Here is a 17,045-nt window from a genome sequence, read left to right as displayed (position 1 = left end):
CCGACGTATTGCGGAATATTGCGCCGTAATTTACGGAACGGCACGTTCTTTTTCGCCGATTGAATCCGAATTATCGTGACTCGCTCCAGCACCCAAGCACTCAGGAGGAGCGTGATGCAACCTTCCCACCCCGGCGACCCGGCGCGACGCCTCGTCGTGCTCGGCGCCGTCTGTATCGCGGCGCTCGCCATGCCGCTCGCGTTTTCGGGCGGCGCGGTCGCCACGCCCGCCATCGGGCGCGATCTGGGCGGCAGCGCAATCGCCATGAACTGGATCACCAACGCGTTCATGCTCGCTTTCGGCAGCCTGCTGATGGCGGCGGGCACGCTCGCCGACCGCTACGGACGCAAGCGCGTCTTCGCCTGGGGCGTGGCGGGCTTTACGCTCAGTTCTCTCGCGCTCGGCTTCGCGCCGTCGATTGTCGTCGTCGATCTGTTGCGCGGCGCGCAGGGCATGGCGGCCGCCGCGGCGCTCGCGGGCGGCACCGCCGCGCTCGCGCAGGAATTCGACGGCCACGCCCGCACGCGCGCCTTCAGCACGCTCGGCGCGACCTTCGGCATCGGGCTCGCGTTCGGACCGGTGATCGCAGGCGGTTTGATCGCGCAGTTCGGCTGGCGCGCGATCTTCGCAACGGGCGCCGTGGCGGGCGCGCTGTCGCTCGTCTTCGGCGTGCCGCGCATGCAAGAGTCGCGCGATCCACACGCGCGCCAACTCGACCTCGCAGGCACGCTCACGTTCACCGCCGCGCTCACGGCCTTCACCTGCGGCGTGATCGAAGCGCCCACGCGCGGCTGGAACTCCGCGCCCGTGCTCGCGCTGCTCGCGGCCTGCGCCGTGTGCGCGCTCGCGTTCGTGGCGGTGGAGACGCGCGTCGCGCGGCCCATGCTCGATCTCTCGCTGTTTCGCTATCCGCGTTTCGTCGGCGTGCAGGTGCTGCCGATCGCGACCTGCTACGGCTACATCGTGCTGCTGGTGATGCTGCCGCTGCGCTTCATCGGCATCGACGGCGTGAGCGAAACGCACGCGGGCCTGCTGATGCTGGCCTTGTCGGCGCCGATGCTCGTCATGCCCTTCATCGCCGCGGCGCTCACGCGCTGGCTCTCGGCGGGCGTGATTTCAGGCATCGGCTTGACGATCGCGGCCGCCGGTCTGCTCGCACTCGGCGCCACGCTGCACGACGTGGGCGGCGCGACGTCCGCGAGCGCAGGCTGGGCGACCTGGGCCATGATCGCGATTGGCGTGGGCGCGGGATTGCCGTGGGGATTGATGGACGGTTTGTCGGTGAGCGTGGTGCCGAAGTCGCGCGCGGGCATGGCGACCGGCATTTTCAGCACGACGCGCGTGGCGGGCGAAGGCATCGCGCTCGCGGTCGTGAACGCGCTGCTCGCGGCGCTCGCGCAAGGGCATCTGCACACGCTAACAACGCATGCCGATACGGCGACGCTCAACGCCGCGGCCGCGCGACTCGCCACCGGCGATCTCGCGAACGCGAGCGCGCTGTTGCCGGGCGTCGCGCACGCGGCGCTGCAAACGAGCTATCGCACGGCGTTCGGCGTGCTGTTGCAGGTGCTCGCGGCCACCACGCTGGTCTGCGCGCTCGCGGCGTTCGCGTTCCTCGCGCGCGTGCGCGCCCAGGACGAATGGCGCGACGCGCAAGCCTGCGAAGTCGGCGAAATCAGGACGAGCGCGCCGTGAGGATGCGCGGCGCGCGCGGCGAATGTCGAGCGTCGAACGCCGGATCTCAGCCGAGGAAACGCTCGGCGAGCTTCACGAAGTAACTCGCGCCCACGGGCAGCAGCGCGTCGTTGAAATCGTAGCTCGCGTTATGCAGCAGACACGGACCCGCGCCGTGCCCCACCGCGCGATGATCGCCGCTGCCGTTGCCGATGAACGCATAGCAGCCCGGCTTCGCGCGCAGCATGAACGAAAAGTCTTCGGCGGCCATCGTCGGTTCGGCGGTGGCGTTCACGTGCTCGTCGCCGACCAGTTCGCGCATCACCTCGACCGCCAGCGCGGTCTGCGCGGGATCGTTGATCGTCGCCGGATACTGGCGCTCGAAATCGACCTCGCTCTCGCAGTCGAACGCCGACGCCGTCGCCGCCACCACCGCCTTCATGCGGCGTTCGATCAGATCGAGCGTTTCGTCGGAGAACGTGCGCACGGTGCCGCCGAGCCACGCGTCGGTCGGCACCACGTTGAGCGCCTCGCCCGCGTGAATCTGCGTGACGGAGAGCACCGCGCCATCGATCGGATTGCGGTTGCGCGTGACGATGCCCTGCAGCGCGCTCAGCACCTGCCCCGCCGCGAACACCGGATCGCGGCCCAGATGCGGCATGGCCGCGTGACAGCCCGCGCCGCGCAGCGTGATGCGAAAGAGGCTCGTCGAAGCCATCAGCGCGCCCGGCCGCACCGCGAAATCGCCCTCCGGAATGCCCGGCCAGTTGTGCAGGCCGAACACGGCATCGCACGGAAAACGCTCGAACAGACCGTCGTCGATCATCGCGCGCGCGCCGCCGCCTGCTTCCTCGGCGGGCTGGAAAATCACGTTGACGGTGCCGTCGAACGTGCCGTGCGCGGCCAGGTGTTGCGCCGCGCCGAGCAGCATCGCCGTGTGGCCGTCGTGGCCGCACGCGTGCATCGCGCCCGCCACGGTCGAGCGGTGCGCGAAGGTGTTGGCCTCCTGCACCGGCAACGCGTCCATGTCGGCGCGCAGACCAATGGCGCGCGTGCTCGACCCGCGCGTGAGCGTGCCCACGACGCCCGTCTTGCCGACTTCGCGCGTGACCGCGAAGCCCCATTGTTCGAGCCGCTCGGCCACCAGCGCGGCGGTGCGCTGCACGTCGTAGCCAATCTCGGGATGAGCGTGAATATCGCGGCGGATCGCCTGCAACGCGCCGGCGTTCGCCTGAATGGAATCGATCAGTTTCATGCGGAGGAAAGCGGAAGAAAGCGCCGCGCGCCCGCCGCCGCACGAAGGCGGCACGGGCGCGCAGGCGCGTGAATCAGATGTGGAAGAGCTGGGCGACGAGCGTCGCGCCAATGAACGTACCCGCGTTGGCGACGAACGACACCAGCACGATGCGCCAGCCGAGGCGGCGGAACGCCGGAATGTCCTTCGCGATCGAGAGGCCCGCGAAGGCGAGCATCGGCGCGGTCACGCCGAGGAAATCGTTGTGCGCGCTGAGGGCCGAAATTTGCGTGCCCCACGGGCACCACGGCGAGGTCAGGAACATCGCCACCACCGAGACCCAGCAGACCGCCGGAATCTTGCTGCCGGTCACGCGCGCCAGTGCATCGCCGACGATGGTCGCGCCCACCATGATCGCGATGCCGGGCAGCCCGACCAGCGGCGTGGTGCCGTGCGCCATCCAGTCGCACACGAGCGCCATCGCGGCGGTCACGACCCACGCGAGCAGCTTGCCGCCGTAGCCGAGCGTCGGCGCTTCGGTCTGCACGTCGCCGAGCGACGGACGCGCGCTCGCGTCGTCCTGGGTCGACGCCTTCGTCGTGCGGCCGATCAGCGGTTCGAGCACGCGATAACCCCAGACCGCGAGCGGCAGCGAGATGAACAGCGTGAAATACGTGCCGATGGTGGTCGTGATCAGGTTGCTGGCCGCCGCGAAGGCGAGCACCGACTTCGCGGTTTCGGCGTCCTGCTGCGCCGCGATCGCGCCCGACGCGGCCGCCATCATGCTGCCCGAGCCGACGCCCGAACCCATCGCCATCGCGAGCGGATCGAAGATGCCGAGGCTCGCGACAAAGCCCGCGAAGATCGCGATGAACACCGCGCCGAACACGGTGCCGGTCAGGTATTCGGCCAGCACGCCGCGCCCTTCGGCGGAATCCATGCCGTACTTCTCGCCGATGATCGCGAGGCTCGGCTCGCGGCCCACCGAGAAGGTCGCGCCGATCGCTTCGCGCTTGATGCCGAGCAGCAGCGCGAGCGGCAAGCCCAGCAAAATCGTGCCGACGAAATGCCCGAACTCCTGGAACGCGAGCGCCCAGCCCGCCGCCGCGAGCTTCGGCAATGCGCTGCCAACCATCAGCCCGAGCTTCGAGACGAACAGCAGCAGCGCCGGTTGCAGAATGGCCGCCGCGAGAAACTGATTCGACGTGTCGAGACGCGCCGCGCTTTTCCAGCGCTCGCTCGCGAGACCGAGCGCCGCGCCCAGCAGCAGCGCCCAGATCATCGGCAGCAGCACGACCTTGCCGGGCCCGATCTTGAACGTGAACGAGCCGATTGCTTCCGCGATCAGCAGAATGCCCGCCGCGTACAGCATGACCTTGGCCGTGCCGCTGCCGCCGGCCTGCTGCCGTTCGATCCCCATGGTGTGCTCCATCTCAGTCTCCTTCGTCCAGGCCGCGCGTGCGCCCGTGTTACAGATAGCCGAATGCGGTCGGCGGCGCTTCCGCCGTTTCGACCCACACGCTCTTGGTCTGCGTGTACTCGTACAGCGCCTCGACGCCGCTCGAACGGCCATAGCCGCTCAGGCCGTAGCCGCCGAACGGCGACGCCACGTTGATCGTCTTGTAGCCGTTCACCCAGAACGTGCCCGCGTTGACCTGCGCGGCGACGCGATGCGCGCGCGCCACGTCGGTCGTCCAGGCCGCGCCCGCGAGGCCGAAGTCGGTGTCGTTGGCGATCGCCACGGCTTCTTCCTCGGTGTCGAACGGAATCGCCGCGACCACCGGCCCGAAGATCTCGGTGCGCGCCACGTCCATGTCGTTCGTCACGCCCGCGAGCACCGTCGGCGCGACGAAATAGCCGCCGTCGCCGCGCTCGGCCGAACCGGCCGCGAGCGTCGCGCCGTCCGCCACGCCGCGCGCGATCATCGACATCACGTGATCGTATTGCTTGCGATTATTGATCGGGCCGACTTCGGTCGCGTCGTCGAGCGGCGCGCCCACGCGGATCTGCTTCGCGCCCGAGGCCACCATCGCCACGAATTCGTCATACACGGCGCGCTGCACCAGCAGACGCGACCCGGCGACGCAGCTCTGGCCCGCGCCCGCGAAAATCGCGGCCTGAGCGGTGAGCGCGGCGCGCTTGAGGTCGGCATCCGCGAACACGATATTCGCCGATTTGCCGCCCAGTTCGAGCACGCACGGCACCACGCGGCGCGCGGCCGCTTCGGCGATGCGCGCGCCGGTCGCCGGCGAGCCGACGAACACCACCTTGCTGATCGTGCGATGCGCGATGGCCGCCTGGCCGACCGTGTGACCGAAACCGGCCAGCACGTTCACGAGACCGCGCGGCAGACCGGCCTGCTCGGCGATGCGTGCGAGCGCGAGCGAGGTGAACGGCGTCAGTTCCGAGGGCTTGAGCAGCACGCCGTTGCCCATCGCGACGGCGGGCGCGACCTGCCAGCCGCAGGTGAACACCGGCGCGTTCCAGGGCGTGATCTGCAGCACCACGCCGGCCGGTTCGCGGCGCGTGTAATTGAGGTGCGACGTGGGCACCGGAATCACGCTGCCGTAGAACTTGTCGGTCCAGCCCGCGTAGTACTCGAACATCTCCGAAACCTTGGCGACTTCGCCGCGGCAATCGCGGATCGGCTTGCCCGAGCCCAGCGATTCCAGCCGCGCCATCGGTTCGACCTGGGCGCGGATCGCGCGCGCGACGTCGTTCATCACGCGACCGCGCGCCATGTGCGTGAGCGCCCACCATTCGCGCTGCGCGCGGCGCGCGCTCGACGCGGCGTGATCGACGAGCGCCGCGCCCGCGTCGCGGTAAGCGAGCGAGGCGAGGCCGGTGGCCGCGTCGTAAAGCTGAACCGGTTCGCCCTGGCCTTCGACCAGTTCTCCGTCGATATACGAGCCGAGCGTCTTCGCGCCCGGGAAGAAGTGCGCGAACGCGGCGAGCAAGAGGTCTGCGTGCTGGGTCATGTCCGTGATTCCGTGCTGATTTCGTGCTGATGGGTGTGTGCGTGATGGCGAAAAGCGGCGGCGCTCAGTCCTGAGCCACCGTTTCGACGAACTCGACGATGCGGTTGAAATCCTCCGCGTCGCCGATCGACGCCGCGCTTTCGGCCCACAGACGGCCCGCTTCGCGCGCGACCGGCGCGTGGCTGTCCATCTTGTCGAGCAGCGCCATCGCGAGGCGCACGTCCTTGCGCATCAGCTTCATCGTGAAGCCGGAGTCGAACGCGCCGTTGAAGATCCACGTCGGGTAGTTCGTGAGCGTCGCGCTGTTGCGGCCCGAGCCGCCGTTGAGCGCATCGACGAGCTTCTCAGGATCCACGCCCGCGGCGCGCGCCGTGCGCACCGCTTCGCTCGCGACCAGCAGATGCACGCCGGTCAGCAGATTGTTGAGCAGCTTGGTGACGTGACCCGCGCCGACCGGCCCGACGTGCACGCGTTTCGCGCTGATGGTTTCGAGGATCGGCGTGACGGCTTCGATATGCGCGTCCGCGCCGCCGAGCACCATCGTCATGGTCGCGGTGGCCGCGCCCTTCGGGCCGCCGCTCACGGGAGCGTCGATGAAGCCGATGCCGCGCTCCGCCAGTTCCGCGGCCACGCGGCGCGTGCTGTCCGGATCGGCGGTGGTGGTGTCGATCACGATCGTGCCGGGGCGCGCATTCGCGAGCACGCCGTGCTCGCCGAGCACCACTTGCTCGACGATCGCCGAGGTCGGCAGCGAGAGCAGCAGCACGTCGGCGTCGCGGGCGATATCGGCGATCGACTCGCGCGCGCTCACTACGCCCTGCTCCGCCAGCGCGGCGGCCACGCCCGGCGCCGCGTCGAAACCCAGCACGTCGAAACCGCCGCGTTGCAGCGAACCGGCCATGCCGCGCCCCATATTACCCAGACCAATCACGCCTACCGTTTTCATGCGCGTCTCCAGAAAAACCCTTAGATCGCCCGGCGGCAAGGCCCCGCCGGCACTCGATTGACCTCATGTTCGACGACGCGAGCCGTATAATCAATCTCATCCAATATTGGTTTTGTTCTAATTTTTAGAACACTCGCCCGATCCTTTACCCCGAGCACGACGATGAGCGACACCCTGACCGACAGCCGGATCGTCTATTTTTACGAGGCCGTGCGTTGCGGCACGATCCGCGCGGCCGCCGACTGGCTGGACGTGGCGCCGTCCGCCGTAAGCCGCCAGATCGGCCTGCTGGAGCAGGAACTGGACGCAGCGCTGATCGAGCGCCACGCGCGCGGCGTCACGCCCACCGAGGCCGGACGCTGCGTAATCGAATATTTCCGCGAGCAGCTCGCGCACCGCGACGACCTGCTCTCGCGGCTCGAAGAATTGCGCGGCATGAAAACGGGGCAAGTGAACGTGGTGCTGGGCGAAGGCTTCGTCTCCGACCTGCTCGCCGGGCCGATGCAGCAGTTCTGCCGCCAGTTTCCGGGCATCCGCGTAAATCTGGACGTGGGCGGCACCAACGACGTGATCCGCAAGATTTCGAACGACGAAGGCGAGATCGGCCTCGTCTACAATCCGCCCGCCGAGCCCAAGCTCGTCTCGCGCGCCTCGAAGCGGCAGCCGATGATGGCGATCGTCGGGCCGGATTTTCCGCGCCGCACGCACAAGGTGCTCACGGTGCAGCAGCTCGCGGCGTATCCGCAGGCGGCCACGCATCCGTCCTATGGCACGCGGCAAATGCTCGAAGCCGTCGAATACGCGGAACGCGTCAAGCTCGCGCCCACGGTCACGACCAATTCGTTCGCCATCCTGAAGGAATTCGTGCGCTCGGGTCTGGGCATCGCGGTGATGCCGTCATTCGCCGTGGCCGCCGAATTGCAGGCGAAGGAACTGTTCGCGATCGAGATCGCGCATCCGATTCTGGAGAACGCCGAAGCGCATATGGTCACGCGCGTGGGCCGCAAGCTCTCGGTCGCCGCCAACAAGATGCTGCAATTGATGACTTCGCAGATGCGGGCGTTTCGTTGAGGTGTTTCGTTGAAGCGTTTCGTTGAGGCGTTAATCCTCCGCGGTTATTCTTCCATCAAGCCGCGCTTTGCGTCGTAAGCGCGCAATGCGTCATGGAGCGCGGCATCCGTCCAGCGCTCCCCGAGCGCCTGGCGCACGATAGCTTGCTGACTCGGCGGCGCGAGGCCGCCCAACGGCGGGTCGCGATCGAGATCGGTGGGAAACGGATAGCCCTCGGCGCACGACGCGATCACCGCTTCGATTTCCACCGCCGACCACGCACCGCTCGCGCGCGCCTCGCGCAACACCGGAAACACCGCTTCGCTCATGCGTCGACGGTTCACGGTTTCCATCGCGCGCCCGAATGCCGACGACACCTGCAACAGATTCGCCATGCGCTGCACGTCGGCGGTGTGATTCGCGCCCGCCGCGTGAAAGAGCGCCGGATTGAAAAACAGCGCGTCGCCTTTTGCGAGTGGCAATTGCACGCAATGCGCCTCGAAATACGCGCGAAAATCCGCGCGCCGCCACGCGACATAACCGGGCGCGTAGCGCTGCGAATGCGGCAGCAATTGAGTCGGCCCGCTTTCTACCGGCATGTCGCTGTGCGCGACCGCGCCCTGCAACGTGAGATACGCCGATACGCGATGCACGTGCGCCGGATAACGCTGCGCCTCGTCCACGCTCAGAAACCCAAGGTGATAGTCGCGATGCGCGCGCTGCGCTTCGCCGCCCGGACGCACGACGTTGACCTGCGACGTCATCTGATAACCCGGCCCGAGCCACGCTTCGGAAGCCGCCGCGAGCATCGGATTGGCGAAATAGCGCGCGAATACTTCGGGCGCGCGCACGCAGAGTTTCTCCTGCGCATTCCAGATGCGATCGTTCGCGCCCGCCTTCGCGAAGTGATCGCCCGCGCCACCACCCTCTGCGCGCTCGCTCGCGATGATCGCCTCGAACACGGCGGTCGCGGCGTCGACGGGCGCGGGATCGGCATACGCGCCGCGCAGCACGAACACGCCCGCACCGGCATCGAGCACATGCGCCCACTCGGCCAGCAACACGGCGCGGCGCGCGGGATCGGCGAGACTGGCCGCCAGCGACGCGCAATCGTAAAGTGGAATCTTCTGCTGAATCTCGCTCGCGAAACGGGGAACGTGCGCCGGTTGTTCGATCAGCGCGGCGAATTCCTCCAGCGAACACGCCTGCTCCGTATAGGCGTGCGCCGCGTGGGCGGCCGTCTCAATGCCTCGGTGATTCATCGCGTCTCCTGCGGTTTTTATGGTGCTGAAACCCAGCATAGCGGCTCGCGGCGGCGCTGGGCTATCATGAATCCATCAAAAAACCATCAAGACCGAGGTAAGGTTCGTGGCGCACCGCTTTCTGGTCAAGGAGATCGCGCTTCAGGCCGGCGTTGGCCCGGCCACGGTCGATCGCGTGCTCAACGGCCGCGCGCACGTGCGCGACCATACGCGGCGGCGCGTCGAGCAGGCCATACGCGAGCTGGAAGATCAGCAATTGCAGATGGCGCGCACGGGCCGCAAGCTCGTCGTCGATGTGGTGGTCGAAGCGCCCGCGCGTTTCGCAAACGAGATCCGCGACGCGCTCGACGCCGAATTGCCCGGCCTGCATCCCGCCGTGTTCCGGCCGCGTTTCGATCTGCGCGAGACCATCGGCACCGAGGAAGTCGTGGCCACGCTCGCGGCGATTGCGCGGCGCGGCAGTCACGGCGTGCTGCTCAAGGCGCGCGACGTGCCCGCCATTGCGGCCGCTATCGGCGAGTTGCAACAGCGCGGCATTCCGGTCATCACGCTCTTCACCGATCTCCCCGATTCGGGCCGCGTGGCCTATGCGGGTCTGGACAATCGCGTGGCGGGCGCGACGGCGGCGTATCTGATCGGGCAATGGACGCACGCGCAGCCGGGCCGCGTGCTCGTCACGATGAGCGACGAGCGCTTTCGCGGCGAGGAAGAACGCGAAATCAGCTTTCGTCACGCGCTGGAGGCGCGCTATCCGCATCTGGAGATCGTCGATGCGAGCGGCGGCCACGGACTCGACGCGCCCACCGAAGCGCGCGTGCAGGCGGCGCTTGCTCAGCACGGCGAAATCGCCGCGGTTTATTCGATGGGCGGCGGCAATCTCGCAATCCTGCGCGCGATCTCTCGGCAGCAACCGAAGCAGCAACCGAAACGGCAACAACATCCGGTCTGCTTCATCGGCCACGATCTCGACCGCGACAACGTGCGTCTGCTGCGCGACGGCCAGATTCACGCCGTTCTGCATCACGAATTACGGCAGGATCTGCGCGCGGCCTGCCATCACGTCATGGCGTTTCACAAGCTGCTGCCGGTGTCGGCCGTGTCGACGTCTTCGTCGGTCGTGGTCGTGACGCCGGAAAACATTCCGGCGTCGGTCATGGCGCGGCTCGGTTATTCGACCGCTTATTCCACCGCTTATTCGACCGAGTCGTGAATATCGGTGAGACGGATCATGTGCGGCTTCACGCTCGCGTCGTCGTCGGATTCGGCTTGCTCGGGCGGATGAATCAGCGCGTCGAGTCGCGCGCGCGTCGCGAGAAATTCCGGCGACGTGAACTGCGCATAGCTGCGCGGACGCGGCACCGGCACTTCGATCAGCTCCTGCACTTCGCCCGGATTCGCCTTGAGCACCAGAATGCGGTCGGCGAGAAAAATCGCTTCATCCAGATCGTGCGTGATAAAGAAAATCGTGATGTCGACATTGCGCCAGATATCCAGCAGATGCGCCTGCATCTTCGCACGCGTTTGTGCATCGAGCGCGCCAAACGGCTCGTCCATCAGCAGAATGCCGGGCCGGTTCGCGAGCGCGCGCGCAATCGCCACGCGCTGCTTCATGCCGCCGGAAAGCTGGTGCGGATACGCATTGGCGAACTTCTCCAGGCCCACGAGATCGAGCCATTGCAACGCTTCGCGTTCCGCCTGCGCCGCGCCCTGACCATTCATACGGAGTCCGAACATCACGTTCTTCTTCACGGTCAGCCATGGAAACAATGTGTAGCCCTGAAACACCATGCCGCGATCGGCGCCCGGTCCGCGCACGGCCTTGCCGTTCACGCGCACTTCGCCCGAGGTCTGCGTTTCGAGACCCGCAAGCATGCGGATCAGCGTGGACTTGCCGCAACCCGACGGCCCGATCACGCAGACGAATTCGCGCCGGTGCGTCGTGAAGCTGACGTTGGACAGCGCCGTGTGCTCGCCTTGCGGCGTCGAAAAACGCTTGGTGAGATTGCGCACTTCGAGAATCGGCTCGCGTGCCTTCAGGCGCGCGAAACGCTCGCGCACGGCCTCGGATTGCAGAAGATAGTCGGGAACGGGCTGCGGATTGAACATGGCGGCGTCCTGTGATGTGAAAACGCAATGCGTGCGCGAACGATGAACGATGTTTTGAGGCCTGAAAATCAGGCCTTCAGCGTACGATCCCACGGAAACAGCTTGCGTCCGAGCCACGCGAGCACGATGTCGGTGCCGAGCCCGATGATGCCGATCATCATGATCGCGGCATAGACGTTGTCGAAATGCTGGTAACGCGCCTGCTGCGTGATGTACCACGTGATGCCCGAACTCGTGCCCACGAGTTCGGCCACGATCAGATAGGTCCACGCCCAGCCAAGCAGAATGCGTTGATCGCGATACAGGTCCGGCAGGATGCCCGGCACCACCACATGCGTGAGCAGTTTCAGACGCGACGTGCCGAGCGTCATGGCCGCTTCGAGCAGGCCGAATTCGAGCTTGCGCGTGGTGTTCGCGATGATCAGCACCTGCTGGAACAACGTGCCGATCACGATAATGGCGATCTTCGGCGCATCGTAAATGCCCAGCACGGCCACCATCAGCGCGCCGAATGCGGGCGCGGGCAAATAGCGGAAGAACTCGAAGAACGGTTCCTGCAAGCGCGCGAGCACGCTATACGTGCCGCACACGATGCCGACCGGCACGCCGATCAGCGAAGAGACGAGAAAGCCCCAGAAAATAATCTGGATGCTGTGCCACAAACTCTGATGCAGCCACACGCCGTCCGCCGAAGCGGGCGGCGTCGTGAACGCGGTATAGAACGCACGCAGCACTTCATGCGGCGCGGGCAGATACACGGGATTGGCCGGCACGCCCGTCGGCAGCGCTGTGTGCGCTTCGCGCGCGTGCGCCAGTTCATCGGCGAAAATCGCCTTGTCGACCCGCATGCCCGGCTGGAAATAATCGACGCTGCCGGGCTGCGTAATCAACATCTGCGGATGCCAGACGAAAGGCGCGTAACTCACCACGCACCACACCAGCAGCGGCAGCAGAAACGAGCCGAGTCCCAACATCCATTTGCCGCGCGGCGTCAGCTCGCGGCGCACTGCAAACACTCCGGTCTGGCTGATCTCTGCCATGAATCTCTCCTGCTGGTGGGGCGGGTTGTCACGCGCCGATACGCTTGCGCGCTTATTTCAAGCGCTTATTTCAGCCGCTTATTTCAGGCTGCTCGTGAGCGACGGATCGACATAGGCGCTCACGTCCTGCGGCGCCTTGTAGACCTGATACTTGACGTTGAACGCATCGGCCGCGCGGCTCGAACCGTACAGCGACTTGAAGCCGTCGGCGTTCACATAAGCCTGTTGCGCTTCGGGCAGCGTGAGCAGCTTCGTGCCCTTGAGCAGAGGCAGATATTGCGCAGGCGTGAGGCCCACGCGCGCCGACATGATCTTCACGGCGTCGGCCTGCGTGGCCGGATCTTCGATGTAATGCACCACGCGATACCAGACCTTCGCGAGCTTCGCGTAGTCGGCCTTGTGCGCCGCGAGGCTCACCGGATTCACGGCCAGCACGTCGTAGATCAGGCCCGGTTCGTCGGCGGATGTGAACACCGGGCGCGCGCCCGGCACCGCGCGTTGCGCTTCGCCCGCGTTCGGCTGCCAGGCCGCGATCGCCGCCACGTCCGACGATGCGAGCACCTGCGGCGTCTCGGTCGTCTTCGCATTCACGAGCGTCACGTCGCTCTCCTTCATGCCCGCGCGTTGCAGCGCGTCGAGCAGCAGCAGGTGATCGACCACGCCGAATTCCACGCCGATCTTCTTGCCCTTGAGGTCCTGAATCTTGCGCGCGGGCGGCTTGGCGATGACCATGTCGTTGCCGTTCGAATAATCGGTGATGAGCGCCATCACGTTCTTCGCGCCGTTCGCGCCCATCGTGAGCGCGTCGCCGTTGGTCACGAGCACAGCGTCGAGCTTGTTGGCCGCGAATGCGTCCATCGACGCGGCGTAGTCGAACCAGTCGAACTTGACGTCGAGGCCCGCTTCCTTGAGCCAGCCCTTGTCGATCGCGACCTGCCAGGCGACCCAGCCCGGCCAGTCGCTATAGCCGATGCGCAGCGGCGCGGCGTTCGCGGCTTGCGCGCCGGCGGCGAAAAGGCCCGCCGCGAGCGCGAGCCCCGACGCGATGCGTGCGAACGTGAAGTGCTTGGTCTTCATTGCGGTTCTCCAGGTGTAAAAGTGCAGCGTGGGTTCGGTTGATGATGTCGTTGTCGATGGAAACGAAGCGGGTTCAGGCCAGCTGCGCCGCGCTGCGTCGATACGCGCGCCAGCCGCCATGCGCGCTGATATCCTCGGCGCCGTCGAGCGCGAGGCTTTCGCACAAAAAGCCCTGTACGAAGGCTCCATCCGCGAGTTCGAGCGTGCCGATGCCGAGCGGCGACGGAATCAGCGCGACGAACGAACCGTAGTGCTCGACGGGCATCTCCCAGACTTCGACTTCGATCGCATGGCCGTCTTGCGCCACACGCACGAGGCCCGGCTTTTCGATGCCTTGCGACGCGGCTTTCGGCAGCGCATAGAGGCGATAGTTTTTCGATGTCGTGGTCGAGGAAACGAGCTTCGCGGCGCGCGACGTCAACTGTGCGTTCAGCGGTTCGCCGCTCAGATGCGCACCGACGACCGCCACGCGCACCGTTGCGGGCGCGGCCGAAGTCACCTCAGAAGTCACCGCAGCATTCGACGCCGCTTCGCCCAGCCACGCACGCGCGATATCGAGCAGCTTCACGTCTTCGTGCGCGCGTCCGACGAAGGTGATGCCGAACGGTTTGCCCGCGTGCGCGCCGCTTTCGCAGCGCCCCGCCGGCACCGCCAGCGCGGAGAGATCGAGCAGATTCACGAAGTTCGTGTAATAGCCGAAGCGCGCATTCACGCCAATCGGATCGGCTTCGAGTTCCGCGACCGTGGACGTGGTCGGCGAAGTCGGCGTGACGATGGCGTCGATCTCGGGCCACACGCGTTCGGCCTGCATCCGCAGCGCGGCGAGGGTGTCTTGCGCGGCGAACGCATCGGCGGCACTCCAGCGTGCCGCGCCGCCGATGATCGTGCGCGTGACCGGATGCAGCGACTCGGGATGCGCTTCGTAAAACGGACGAATTGCAGCAAGGCGCTCGGCGACGAACGGCCCTTCGTAAAGCAGCCGCGCCGTGGCGAGAAACGGCTCGAAGTCGATCTCGACGAGTTGCGCGCCCGCTGCACGCAGCGCGTCGAGCGCGACGTCGAAGGCCTGCGCGTACGACGCATCGCCATAGAATTCGCGTTGCGACGCGCGCGGCACGCCAAGACGCAAGCCCTGCAACGACGCGCGCGTGCCCGGATCGCCGTGCCATGCACGCGCATAAGGATCGTCCTGCGCCATGCCGTGCGCGCTATCGAACACGCGCTGCGCGTCGTCGGCGGTATGCGCGAAGATCGACACGCAATCGAGCGATCGGCACGCGGGCACCACGCCCAGCGTGCTCAGCACGCCCTTGGTCGGCTTGAGGCCGACGAGACCATGAAACGCCGCCGGCACGCGGCCCGAACCGGCCGTGTCGGTGCCCAGCGAGAACGCGGCCAGCCCCATCGCCACCGAGACCGCCGAGCCCGAACTCGATCCGCCAGACGCATACTCGGGATCGAGCGCGTTGCGGCACGCGCCATACGGCGAGCGCTGTCCCGACAAGCCCGTGGCGAACTGATCGAGATTGGTCTTGCCGATCGGAATCGCGCCCGCCGCGATCAAACGCTCGACCACGGGCGCGCTTTTCTCCGGCACATAGGCGTAATCGGGACAGCCCGCCGTGGTCGGCACGCCCGCGAGATCGATGTTGTCCTTGATCGCGAACGGAATGCCGTAGAGCGGCAGCGTGGCCGGGGCCTGGCTCGCGAGCGCATCGGCGTAACGCATCATCTCGTCGCGCGTGAGCGCGCGAATCCAGATGCGATGCGGATCGTCGCCCGCCGTCTGCGCCGCGATGCGCTCGACGAGTTGCCCAGGCGTGAGGCTGCCGTCGAGATAACGCGCGCGCAACGCAGCGATCGTCATCGGCTGACCGGCGGCGCCCGGTGTCGTGGAAAGCAGATTCATTGGCATGCGGCCTCCTCGCCGCTCGGGCTCGTCGTCGTGCTGTCGGTTGTCGTTGCGTTCACGCGGATCGCCATCAAGCGCTGGCCCGCGGTCACGGCGTCGCCTTCCTGGCAGGCGAGCGCTTCGATCATGCCGCTCGCGGGCGCGGCGACCGTCACTTCCATCTTCATCGATTCGAGGATCGCCACGTCCTGGCCTTCCTCCACGGTGTCGCCTTGCGCGACCAGCAGCTTCCACACGCTGCCCGATACGTCGGCGCCGATCGCGCGGCAATCGTCGTCGAGTTCGGTTTGCGACTGCGCATTCGCGCCGCCTTCCGCGCCCGGTTCGCCCACATATTCGGCCTGGCCCGCCTCGCGCCAGCGCTCGCGTTCCGCTTCGAACGCCGCTTGTTGCGTGGCTTTGAACGCGGCAATCGACGCGGCTTCATCGCGCAGAAAACGCTCGTATTCGCCGAGGTCGAACACCGATTCCTCGATGTGCAGACTGCGCCGCCCCGCGATGAATTCGCTGCGCCACTGCGCGAGTTCGCTCTCGCTCACTTCGTAGAAGCGGATCTCGTCGAAGAAACGCAGCAGCCACGGTTTGCCCGCCTCGAATTCCTTCGTGGTGCGATAGCGATTCCACATCTGCACCGTGCGACCGACGAACTGATAACCGCCGGGGCCTTCCATGCCGTACACGCAGAGATACGCGCCGCCGATGCCGACCGCGTTTTCGGGCGTCCACGTGCGCGCCGGGTTGTACTTCGTGGTGACGAGCCGATGACGCGGATCCACGGGCGTCGCGACCGGCGCGCCGAGATAGACGTCGCCGAGACCGAGCACGAGATAACGCGCGTCGAACAAAATGCGCTTCACGTCGTCGATGCTGTTCAGCCCGTTGATGCGACGAATGAACTCGATATTGCTCGGGCACCACGGCGCATCGGGCCGCACGCTCTGCATATAGCGCTCGATCGCCACGCGCGTCGACGGATCGTCCCACGACAGCGGCAGATGCACGATGCGGTTCGGCACGCGCATCGCATCGACGGCGGGCAACTGCGTTTCCGCATGCTTGAGATGGTCGAGCAGTGCGTCGAGCGAAAGCGTGTCCGGATCGATATGGACCTGGAGCGAACGAATCCCCGGCGTGAGATCGACGATGCCGGGCAGGCGATGCTCAGCGAGCCAGTTCATCAGCGCGTGCACGCGAAAACGCAGCTTGAGGTCGAGCACGGGCGGCCCGTATTCGATCAGCAGATTGCGATCGCCCGAGCGGCGATAGACGACATCGACTCCGCTTTCGCCGGTGCTTTCGCTGCGATGAAGCACACACTCGTGCGTCGCGTTCTCCTTCGCGGGCACGAAGCGCACCGTATCGCCGGGACGCAACTGGCCGAGCTTCCACAACTCGTCGCCGATCACCGTCACGGGACATACGAAGCCGCCGAGACTCGGGCCATCGGGACCGAGAATCACCGGCATGTCGCCCGTGAAATCGACCGCGCCGATCGCATAGGCGTTGTCGTGAATATTCGACGGATGCAGGCCCGCTTCGCCGCCGTCCGTTCGCGCCCATTGCGGCTTCGGACCGATCAGGCGCACGCCCGTACGGCTGGAGTTGTAGTGCACGGTCCAGCGCGCTTCGTACAGCATCGCGATGTCGTCGGGCGTGAGGAAATCGGGCGCGCCGTGCGGGCCGTCGAGCACCGCGAGCGCCCATTCGTGCGTGAGCGCGGGCACGTCGGCGGGCGGCAGCGTCGCGCCCGCCTCGCCCTTGCCCGC

At 66.7% G+C, this 17,045-nt stretch carries 13 protein-coding genes; 3 read left to right on the top strand and 10 right to left on the bottom strand.

From position 1 onward, the window contains the following. Nucleotides 1-114 precede the first annotated feature (114 nt). Nucleotides 115-1,695, top strand: coding sequence for an MFS transporter (locus G3N97_RS15470; RefSeq protein WP_205994039.1), 1,581 nt, complete (start codon nt 115-117; stop codon nt 1,693-1,695). Between the two features lie 46 nt (nt 1,696-1,741). On the opposite strand, the gene G3N97_RS15465 is transcribed toward G3N97_RS15470, so the two are convergent. The 4 genes from G3N97_RS15465 to G3N97_RS15450 form a co-directional block, all read right to left on the bottom strand. Next, nucleotides 1,742-2,929, bottom strand: a complete 1,188-nt coding sequence (locus G3N97_RS15465; RefSeq protein WP_205994038.1) for a M20 aminoacylase family protein — start codon at nt 2,927-2,929, stop codon at nt 1,742-1,744. Between the two features lie 73 nt (nt 2,930-3,002). Next, nucleotides 3,003-4,340 carry a DUF3100 domain-containing protein gene (locus G3N97_RS15460; protein ID WP_205994037.1) on the bottom strand — a complete coding sequence of 446 codons (1,338 nt, stop codon included), beginning with the start codon at nt 4,338-4,340 and terminating at the stop codon, nt 3,003-3,005. A 37-nt stretch (nt 4,341-4,377) separates the two neighbouring features. Beyond that, entirely contained in the window at nt 4,378-5,886 is a 1,509-nt protein-coding gene (locus G3N97_RS15455) for an aldehyde dehydrogenase family protein (RefSeq protein WP_205994036.1), read from the bottom strand. A gap of 64 nt (nt 5,887-5,950) precedes the next feature. Next, nucleotides 5,951-6,832, bottom strand: a complete 882-nt coding sequence (locus G3N97_RS15450; RefSeq protein ID WP_205994035.1) for an NAD(P)-dependent oxidoreductase — start codon at nt 6,830-6,832, stop codon at nt 5,951-5,953. Nucleotides 6,833-6,994: 162 nt separating this feature from the next. Here G3N97_RS15450 and G3N97_RS15445 point away from each other — a divergent pair, with 162 nt between their 5' ends. Then, nucleotides 6,995-7,903: a LysR family transcriptional regulator gene (locus tag G3N97_RS15445; RefSeq protein WP_205994034.1), complete on the top strand. Its 909-nt coding sequence runs from the start codon at nt 6,995-6,997 to the stop codon at nt 7,901-7,903. A gap of 44 nt (nt 7,904-7,947) precedes the next feature. Here G3N97_RS15445 and G3N97_RS15440 read toward each other — a convergent pair whose 3' ends face one another. Beyond that, entirely contained in the window at nt 7,948-9,144 is a 1,197-nt protein-coding gene (locus tag G3N97_RS15440; RefSeq protein WP_205994033.1) for a phytanoyl-CoA dioxygenase family protein, read from the bottom strand. A gap of 106 nt (nt 9,145-9,250) precedes the next feature. On the opposite strand from G3N97_RS15440, the gene G3N97_RS15435 reads away from it, so the two are divergent. Next, nucleotides 9,251-10,354 (top strand): LacI family DNA-binding transcriptional regulator, encoded by a 1,104-nt coding sequence (locus tag G3N97_RS15435; RefSeq protein WP_205994032.1) that lies wholly within the window; start codon nt 9,251-9,253, stop codon nt 10,352-10,354. Here the strand turns inward: G3N97_RS15435 and G3N97_RS15430 are convergent. From G3N97_RS15430 to G3N97_RS15410, 5 genes are all read right to left on the bottom strand, one after another. Next, on the bottom strand, nt 10,336-11,250 hold the full coding sequence (locus tag G3N97_RS15430; RefSeq protein WP_205994031.1) for an ABC transporter ATP-binding protein: 915 nt from the start codon (nt 11,248-11,250) through the stop codon (nt 10,336-10,338). The genes G3N97_RS15435 and G3N97_RS15430 overlap by 19 nt on opposite strands. A 68-nt stretch (nt 11,251-11,318) precedes the next feature. Further along, entirely contained in the window at nt 11,319-12,290 is a 972-nt protein-coding gene (locus G3N97_RS15425) for an ABC transporter permease (protein WP_205994030.1), read from the bottom strand. A gap of 78 nt (nt 12,291-12,368) precedes the next feature. After that, the gene (locus G3N97_RS15420) at nt 12,369-13,367 is read right to left on the bottom strand and encodes an ABC transporter substrate-binding protein (protein ID WP_205994029.1); all 999 of its coding nucleotides are present in this window, start codon (nt 13,365-13,367) and stop codon (nt 12,369-12,371) included. Between the two features lie 73 nt (nt 13,368-13,440). Beyond that, nucleotides 13,441-15,276 (bottom strand): allophanate hydrolase, encoded by a 1,836-nt coding sequence (gene atzF / locus G3N97_RS15415; RefSeq protein WP_205994028.1) that lies wholly within the window; start codon nt 15,274-15,276, stop codon nt 13,441-13,443. Then, on the bottom strand, nt 15,273-17,045 hold a 1,773-nt coding region (locus G3N97_RS15410), incomplete at its 5' end, for a carboxyltransferase domain-containing protein (protein ID WP_205994027.1). The genes G3N97_RS15410 and atzF, both read right to left, overlap by 4 nt.

The organism is Paraburkholderia sp. Ac-20347, from assembly GCF_017104805.1.
In the GTDB taxonomy this organism is placed as follows: domain Bacteria; phylum Pseudomonadota; class Gammaproteobacteria; order Burkholderiales; family Burkholderiaceae; genus Paraburkholderia; species Paraburkholderia tropica.
The sequence above is the reverse complement of the archived record's forward strand: the minus strand, read 5'-3'. Positions and strand labels throughout refer to the sequence as shown.